This is a genomic window from Nocardia sp. NPDC049737 (genome assembly GCF_040674755.1).
Classification (GTDB): domain Bacteria; phylum Actinomycetota; class Actinomycetes; order Mycobacteriales; family Mycobacteriaceae; genus Nocardia.
Genome location: NZ_JBFANH010000020.1, coordinates 167780 through 175079, shown reverse-complemented (window position 1 = coordinate 175079; position 7300 = coordinate 167780). Strand labels below are relative to the sequence as shown.

The window sequence follows — 7300 nt, the reverse complement described above, 5'->3', positions numbered from 1 at the left end:
CAGCGCCATCGTCGGCGGAATCGTCGCCGCCTACACCGGCAACCGCCCGGCCCCGATCGTTGGGATACCCCAAACATGGCTTGCCGCACGAGAGGAGTTGCCCCACTGGTGCAACTCCATCGATCGAACACACAGGCGCAAGAATTCTGTATACGACCGCGCACGACGATGGCTGCCCGGCGCACCGTCGAGATAACCAGATTGACTGGCTAGCATCCGCCGCCTGTCGTCGCGTTCGTGCCCAGGCGCCCCGGGATCGGCCTCGGCATGCGCGGCCCGGAATCCTTCAGCCCTCTTCTGTGGCTGGTCTCCACCGTCCTCGGCAATCTTTCGCAAACGCACGGCCAGTTCGCGCAAGTTGCTGGTTGCCCGGGAATCACGACACCAGGTGTCGAGCTGGTCGGTGAGGTAAGCCAGGGACATCCCGGTCTGCTGCCATGCGAGCTCCGCCTCCATCGCGGCGAATCATCTGTTCTGTTTCTTCGACTTGATCGGCTTCTTCTTTGTCTTCGGCTTGTCGTGGTCTGGCTCCCACTCATAGCCCGCCAGGTTCTGCTCGCAGTGCCAGTTTTCGACCAAAACATCGCCTTGGTCTCGTTCGCACCAGCGTTCCGTCTTGCCACACGCAGTGAGGCCGAATCCAGCGGCTACCGCGATGGCTACGGTGATCACGGTGGCGCGGAATCGGGTGTTACGCATTGGGGTTTCTCCGATCTCGGTAATTGAGTTCAGACGCCAGTCCTCGTCGACGATCTCGGCGACCGACTGCACGTGCGTCGGTGAAGGAATCGTGGTCACCCTCACCCGATGACACAGCAACTTCGGCCAGGGTGGCCGGAACCCGGGCCACCACCGAATCCATCAGTCACAGCAACGAAGGAGGCTGAGTCGAGTATCTGCTGGTCAGCATCAGAGTCAGAACGCATATGAAATCCATTGATAGATCGCCGGTTTGGGCACCATCATCGCCAGTGGGCCTTGCAGGAACCTTAACGATTGATGAGTGAGTACCGGACGTCCAGTTCTCTTGGGATACCGAACCAACCGACGGCGCCCACATCCGCAGGGAGTACGCGTTCAGGTCAGCGACCGCCACGCTGCCCATCACACCGTCGGCCGGTGCCTGGTAACCATCACGCTGTCCAGTCGGCGAATATGCCCGGCGTTCAGCGGAGAGGGTTCGGGGCGCCTGCTGCTAATCCGCGGCCAGCATTCGCTCGAGCTCATTCCATCCTTCGGCGGTGGACTGGCGACGGACTTGCACAGCGCGCGTACTCGACAGCCAGGCAACCCATCCGCAGTGCCAGTGGAATTCATGTGGCGCAACGCTGTCCAACGTTGTTCGTCGTCCAGCATGACGAACCGGGTCAGTGTCTTGCCCGCCGCTACCGCACCCGCCAATGCGTGCGCGGCGAGCTAACGCAGGTGGGCCAGCAGAGTGTTCATCTGGTGCTCGCATTGTTGCTTTACCTCGTCGCTGGTGAGGTGACCGGCGCGATCGCGCACAGTGAAGGTCGTAGTCGCGAACAGGTTTCCGTCAGCGACGTCGATCTCGATGCTGAATTTGTGAGACTCCGAATTCGAATCTCGATCCCGCAGCACGGCAAGGGCTTGCACTTCCGAACCCATATCGTCGAGGTTTTCGGTCCTCACTGCGGCACCGACCGCGGCGCGTTTGATTTTGTCGAACTCGGCGTTCCCACCGGCGGGGTCGAGCGTGTAATCGACCCACATCTGCAACGTAGCTGAGGCATCGACCCCGGCGAAATCGGCTCGACATTCCAGTCGGCTGTCCGCCACATCACCAGCGATGAGCTCTGCACCCGTCGGGGGCTCCGTCTGCCGCATGCCCTGCTGGTCGATCGCGGACAGGTCCAACGCCGCACAGGCGTGTAAAATCTTGCCCGGCCGATATTTCACAGCTGCCGTCGGCTGTACCGGTACGACAGGGTTGGGTCGAAAGGGACCGCCGGGATGGTAGCCGGTAATGACAAATACGGCGGTCACCACAGACACGACGAAAACCGAGGCGGCTGCGCCGACCTTGTACCAGGGCTGTGCGCTTCGTGTGGGAACCGGCACGTCGCGTGAACCATCGGTAGTCATCGCAACCGCCCTGCGGCGGTTCGAAGCTGCTGCTCGCACAGGTCGGCCAGATCGTAGGCACTGATCTCCGGCGATCTGAACAAGTCGAATCGGATCTCAACGGAAACGTTGCGCTGGATCAGCCCTGCATCGCATCCGTGCATCGCGATGCCCGAGTCTTCAACCGAAGCCGACAGATACGCGTCCTCACCGATACCGGGTACCGTTCGTGTGACGATATCGGTCCCGGAGCGCCCCAACACCAGAGTGCGTGCCCTGTCGTACTCCGGGCGCAGATCGGTCGTCTCGGTGCGCCGGTCGGATACCTCCACCTTCAGATTCACCATGGCGTGGTCCAACTCGACATTGTCACAGTAGAGCGCCACCGGGGGTGCGATATCGATCTTTCCGGACACGGGCGTCTGTTTCGCCGGGCCCGCGACCCGCTCGAAAAGGGACAGATCGATCATGGCGCAAGGGTTTCCGAGACCATCGACGGTGTACAGCGCGGGCTGATCGGCAGTCCTCACCCAGGCCGTTACCCCCGTGAAGACGAATACGACAACTCCGGTGATCACGAACCCCGCCGTGATCACCCTTAGCAGCCGGTTGCCCGAATCGGTACGCCGCACTAGCGATTGCGGCATCACCGGGTCGGGATCGGACGAGCCGTCGGATTCGGCGGATTCACCCGATAGAGCGGGCATCCCCACCGCCTTCTGATCGCCGCGTCACGCGCCAGATCATCATGTTCCTCCCTGTCCCGGTAGCCTGGCTCGCCCAGCAGCACTTCGGGCGCCGAGCGGTCGACCAAACGATGAGAGTCGGACGTCCACGTCCGACGCCAAACCTTCACTGTCGCTTCGCTACTACCGCATCCGATTGTTCGCCGACGGTCTTAACCGGCACTTGTAATCTCCATAAAGCTCCCCGATCATCGGCCCCGGTCGGAAATACCACCGGCCACGACCTCCGCACCCGATCTACGAAGGATCCAACGGGGTCCGGCGATACAAGGGCCGGTACCGTCGACCGAACCGGTGAACCTGCCAGGACCGCCCGGCGGCCGCGACGGCGAGAGGAGTGATCCCATCCGATGAGGTACCCAACGCCTGGAATCCGGCAGGTGACGCTGGCCTGTGTCGTCGCCGGCCTCATGGCCGTGACGGTCGGCATGACTGGCTGCAGCAGCGAAACGCATAACGGCGACCGACGGCCGGAGCCGACTCCCCAGGCCGCGAACGACACCGACATCGCCAGGGAGGCTTCCGAATTCGGCGGAATCGTCATCCCGGAGAATGTCTCTCTGCTCAGCGCCCGATCCGAGCGCGGTATCGACACGCTCTACCAGCTCGCGCTATCGACCGATCCCCAGGGCCTTACCCTGGTGCTGACCACGTCGAAATTCTCCGCGCCGCTGACCAAAGTCTTCGGCGTGGCTCAGACCGCCATCGCGGGGCCTTCCCTGGAGACTTCACCGTCGATCCTGAAGGCCCAGGACCTCTACCGACGCCCTGATGGAAAGTCGGTCAACCGGATCGTCATCGTGGACGAGCGGGACGCATCGAGCCGCTTCGTCCACATCCAGCTGTTCGACACATGATCGGCGTGCTCGGCCAGGGTTGAGGATCAGGTAGCCCACCAGCGCGGCGACGAACACGAGCAGCGGGAGCACGGCCGCAGTGCGTTTCTGCCAGTTGACCATCCCTGGCATCACCCAGGTCGTGCTCGCCGTCGGCGTCGATGCCGGCCTGCGACCGCACACCCTGCGCCACACCTACAGCACCCGGCCTGCGCCTCCATCGAAACCAGCGCCCGCTACTTCCGCCGGTACTGCCGAACAGGCCGCTGTCATCGAAACCGTCTTCGAGCAGCAGATCGGAAGAACCCATAAACGACGATTCCCCACACCGGAACCCTCGAGATCGACGCGGCCGACCTCGAACGTTGCGAGGGCTGGAGCCTCGCGGCAGTCGCCGCCACCGAAGGCACGGTCGCCGACGCCCGCCAAACGATCTCGCCGAACAACAAAGGTCCGAGGCGACCCACGCACCTGCTGCACGCGTTCACCAACCCTCGACGTCGCCGATCGCACCGCTGCGGTGACAGTCGCGCTTGAACGGAGGCCGCTGCGGATGAACCGGCCTCAGTCGGCGAGGTAGCGCAGCATCACCACAGTGTTGAAGTGCCTCGTCTCGGCCAATCGGAGCTGGATGCGCTTGTCCAGTGAAGGGAACAGCGGTGTGCCGCCGCCGAGCACCACGGGCGAGACGAACAGCTGGTACTCGTCGATGAGCCCGTGTGGCATCAGCGAGGCCGCGAGACTCGCACCACCGACCTCCATGACGCCATCGCCTCCGGCCTTGAGCCTGCGGACCTCCTCGACCGCGTTCTCACTGACCAGGGTGCTGTTCCAATGGACCTCGGTGAGCGTCCGGGAGAAGACGACCTTGGGCTTCTGCGTCCAGAGCCCGCCGAACTCACGCTCGATTCGCGGCGCGTCCTCGGGCACGTGCGGCCAGTACTCGGCCATCAGCTCATACAGGCGACGACCGTGCAGCGAGACCTCGATGCCGCGGTAGCGGTCGTTGTGGAACTGGTGCAGCTCCTCGTCCGGGGCAGTCCAGTCGATGCTGCCGTCGCGATCGTTGACGTAGCCGTCCAGAGACACACCGAACCCGTAGATCAGTTTCCTCATAACCGGGCAGACCTCCTACACGCTCGAAACTCATCGGACCTCACCATGGGTTAAGCCATATCCATTGGTTTTTCGGAGATCTCACCAGTCGGCGACCCCATGTCCGACAGCCGGGTACGGCAGATTCCGGCGAGGTCGTCGGCCCCGGCGAAGCCCGTCCTGTGCCAGCTCGCAACAGTGCAGGACCCGCCGGAAGCCACCAAGGCGCGCGTGACACATGGCGGCGCCCAGCACCGCGTCACCCCATTCCGCTGCCACCTCACAGGATGCCGCAGCCCACGGCTCGCCCCGCGCACCAGACTCAGACTCCGCACGGGCACGCAGTCTGACCGCCACAGCGGGCCCATGCCCCCAGAACCCACAACGTATATCCCAACTCCGCAACCTAGCCCCGCACACCGCAACCAATCCCTAAACAGAACAAATATTGTCCGTTCCAATTGCGGACCGCGACTAGCTGACCTGCTCCCGAAAGGTTGCCGAACAGTTCGGCGGCGCGAGTGTTCGGAAATCTACTTTGCGGATCGGGGGACCTCCGCCGGTCAGACCGAGTGATCCGGGGACGCAGGCAACGGGAACGATCGGGTTCCCGCTGGTCACCACCAGCACGCCGAAACCTATGTCCACCGAACCCACCCACGAAAGCCAACCCGAACACCCAAATGCCGGCCCGAACAGGAGCGGACGGGTTTCCAGACGATGCGGGATTGCAGCGAAGCTAGTGGTGCCTCCGTGCGGAAACGCCGCTGACGCGACTCCTGTGCGGGTGACAGGTGAGACTCATACTTCTCCGGCGCCCGGCGTACGATAGCGGTGGCTGATCCGGGGTCGGTGGCCCCGCCGGTCGGCGACCGAGGTGGATGCGAGGAAGTGGCTCACAAGGGAGCTGAGTATGCGCATCGTAGTGGATCTGAACAAGTGTCTGGGATACGCGCAGTGTGTCCCGCTGGCGCCGGATGTGCTGAAGCTGCTCGGTGACGAGGCGCTCGCCTACGATCCCAACCCTGACGAATCCCAACGCCAGCGGGTACTGAGGGCGGCGGCGGCCTGTCCGGTTCAGGCGATCATCGTGGAGACCTACACTCCCGCTGAGGATGACCCGATGTGAGCGCGGCATCACTGGTCGCCGAGCTGGTGGCAGCGTTTCGCGCGGAAGGCCGCATCGTGATCGTGGGCGCCTCGCTGGCCGGGTTGCGCGCCGCGGAAGCGTTGCGAGAGCACGGTTTCCGCGGCAAGCTCACGGTGATCGGCGACGAGCCGCACGAGCCCTACGATCGTCCGCCGCTGTCGAAGCAGGTGCTCGAGGGATGGGTACACCCCGATCACACCAGGCTCCCGCGGCGGCGGGCCGTCGACGCCGACTGGCGGCTGGGGGTCGCCGCCACCGGCCTGGACCGGGTCAACCGCCAGGTGCTGCTGGCCAACGGGGACAAGGTCGACTACGACCGGCTGCTGATCGCCACCGGGGTGCGGGCGCGGCAGTGGATCAATCCTCGAGAAGCCGCGCTCGACGGCGTTTTCACAGTGCGTACCTGCGATGACGCGGCACGCCTGCAGGCCGCGCTGCACGCCGCCCCTCGACGGGTCCTCATCATCGGGTCAGGATTCATCGGATCGGAGATGGCCTCGGTGTGTCGCAAGCTGGGCCTGCCGGTGACCGTCACCGAACGCGCCGACGGGCCGCTGGTCGGCGCACTGGGCGGGGTGATCGGTGATATCGCCGCCAGGATGCACCGCGATGCGGGCGTCGACCTGCGCACCGGGGTCGCGGTCGAGGCGCTGGAGGCAGATGACGGCGGCCACGTGCGGCGGGCTCGGCTTTCCGACGGAGCCACCCTCGATGTCGACGTCGTGGTCGCGTCACTGGGCTCGATCCGCAACGTCGAGTGGCTCGAGGGCGCCGGGCTGGCCAGCGGCTTCTGGGGGGTGGGGTGCGACGCCGGCTGCCGCGCGTTCGACATCAACGGCGTAGTGACCGACAACATCTTCGTCGCCGGCGACATCGCCCGCGCCCCGCACGTGCTCTACGAATACCAGTTCATCTCCATGGAGCACTGGGACAACGCGGTGTCCGGAGCTCAGGTAGCTGCCAACAACATGATCAACCTGGAGACCGAGCGGTGCCCGCACCTTCCACTGCCGATGTTCTGGTCCGCCCAGTTCGGCGTCAACATCAAGGGTGTGGGGGTGTGCTCCTTCGGCGACGAGATCGTGTTCACCCAAGGTTCGCCTGACCAGCGCCGCTTCGCCGCCGCATACGGCCGTCGGGGGCGCATCGTCGGCGCCGTAACGTTCGACCACGGCAAGTGGCTCGACTATTACGGCGCTCTCATCGAGCGGTCGGCGCCGTTCCCGCCGCCACCACCGGGCTACGACCGCCCCGGGGACATGACCCCGATCCCGGCGCGCTTCCCGGATCCGCGCGTGCCCACCGAGATTCCCACCGTCGTGCTCACCGGCCACGACCCGACCACCCGGGGTGCCGAGTTTCGTCGGCGGAGCTGACACCGCACGCCA

General features: G+C 64.6%; 7 protein-coding genes. 4 read left to right on the top strand and 3 right to left on the bottom strand.

Annotated features, from left to right (window positions below; translation table 11 throughout):
• Positions 1–465: 465 nt before the first annotated feature.
• A complete protein-coding gene (locus AB0J47_RS26120) occupies positions 466–798 on the bottom strand; it encodes a hypothetical protein (protein WP_364351106.1) in 333 nt (110 codons plus the stop codon).
• 540 nt (positions 799–1338) lie between these two features.
• Between AB0J47_RS26120 and AB0J47_RS26115 the strand changes: the two genes are divergently transcribed.
• Positions 1339–1749 carry a hypothetical protein gene (locus AB0J47_RS26115; RefSeq protein WP_364351103.1) on the top strand — a complete coding sequence of 137 codons (411 nt, stop codon included), beginning with the start codon at positions 1339–1341 and terminating at the stop codon, positions 1747–1749.
• Between the two features lie 353 nt (positions 1750–2102).
• Here AB0J47_RS26115 and AB0J47_RS26110 read toward each other — a convergent pair whose 3' ends face one another.
• The gene (locus AB0J47_RS26110; protein WP_364351100.1) at positions 2103–2792 is read right to left on the bottom strand and encodes a hypothetical protein; all 690 of its coding nucleotides are present in this window, start codon (positions 2790–2792) and stop codon (positions 2103–2105) included.
• 419 nt (positions 2793–3211) lie between these two features.
• Here AB0J47_RS26110 and AB0J47_RS26105 point away from each other — a divergent pair, with 419 nt between their 5' ends.
• Positions 3212–3688, top strand: coding sequence for a hypothetical protein (locus tag AB0J47_RS26105; RefSeq protein ID WP_364351097.1), 477 nt, complete (start codon positions 3212–3214; stop codon positions 3686–3688).
• A gap of 543 nt (positions 3689–4231) precedes the next feature.
• Here the strand turns inward: AB0J47_RS26105 and AB0J47_RS26100 are convergent.
• Entirely contained in the window at positions 4232–4783 is a 552-nt protein-coding gene (locus AB0J47_RS26100; protein ID WP_364351094.1) for a dihydrofolate reductase family protein, read from the bottom strand.
• Between the two features lie 892 nt (positions 4784–5675).
• Between AB0J47_RS26100 and AB0J47_RS26095 the strand changes: the two genes are divergently transcribed.
• Positions 5676–5891 (top strand): ferredoxin, encoded by a 216-nt coding sequence (locus tag AB0J47_RS26095; RefSeq protein WP_327094688.1) that lies wholly within the window; start codon positions 5676–5678, stop codon positions 5889–5891.
• Positions 5888–7288, top strand: coding sequence for an FAD-dependent oxidoreductase (locus AB0J47_RS26090; protein ID WP_364351090.1), 1401 nt, complete (start codon positions 5888–5890; stop codon positions 7286–7288). The genes AB0J47_RS26095 and AB0J47_RS26090 overlap by 4 nt, the downstream gene beginning before the upstream one ends.
• Positions 7289–7300: the final 12 nt, after the last annotated feature.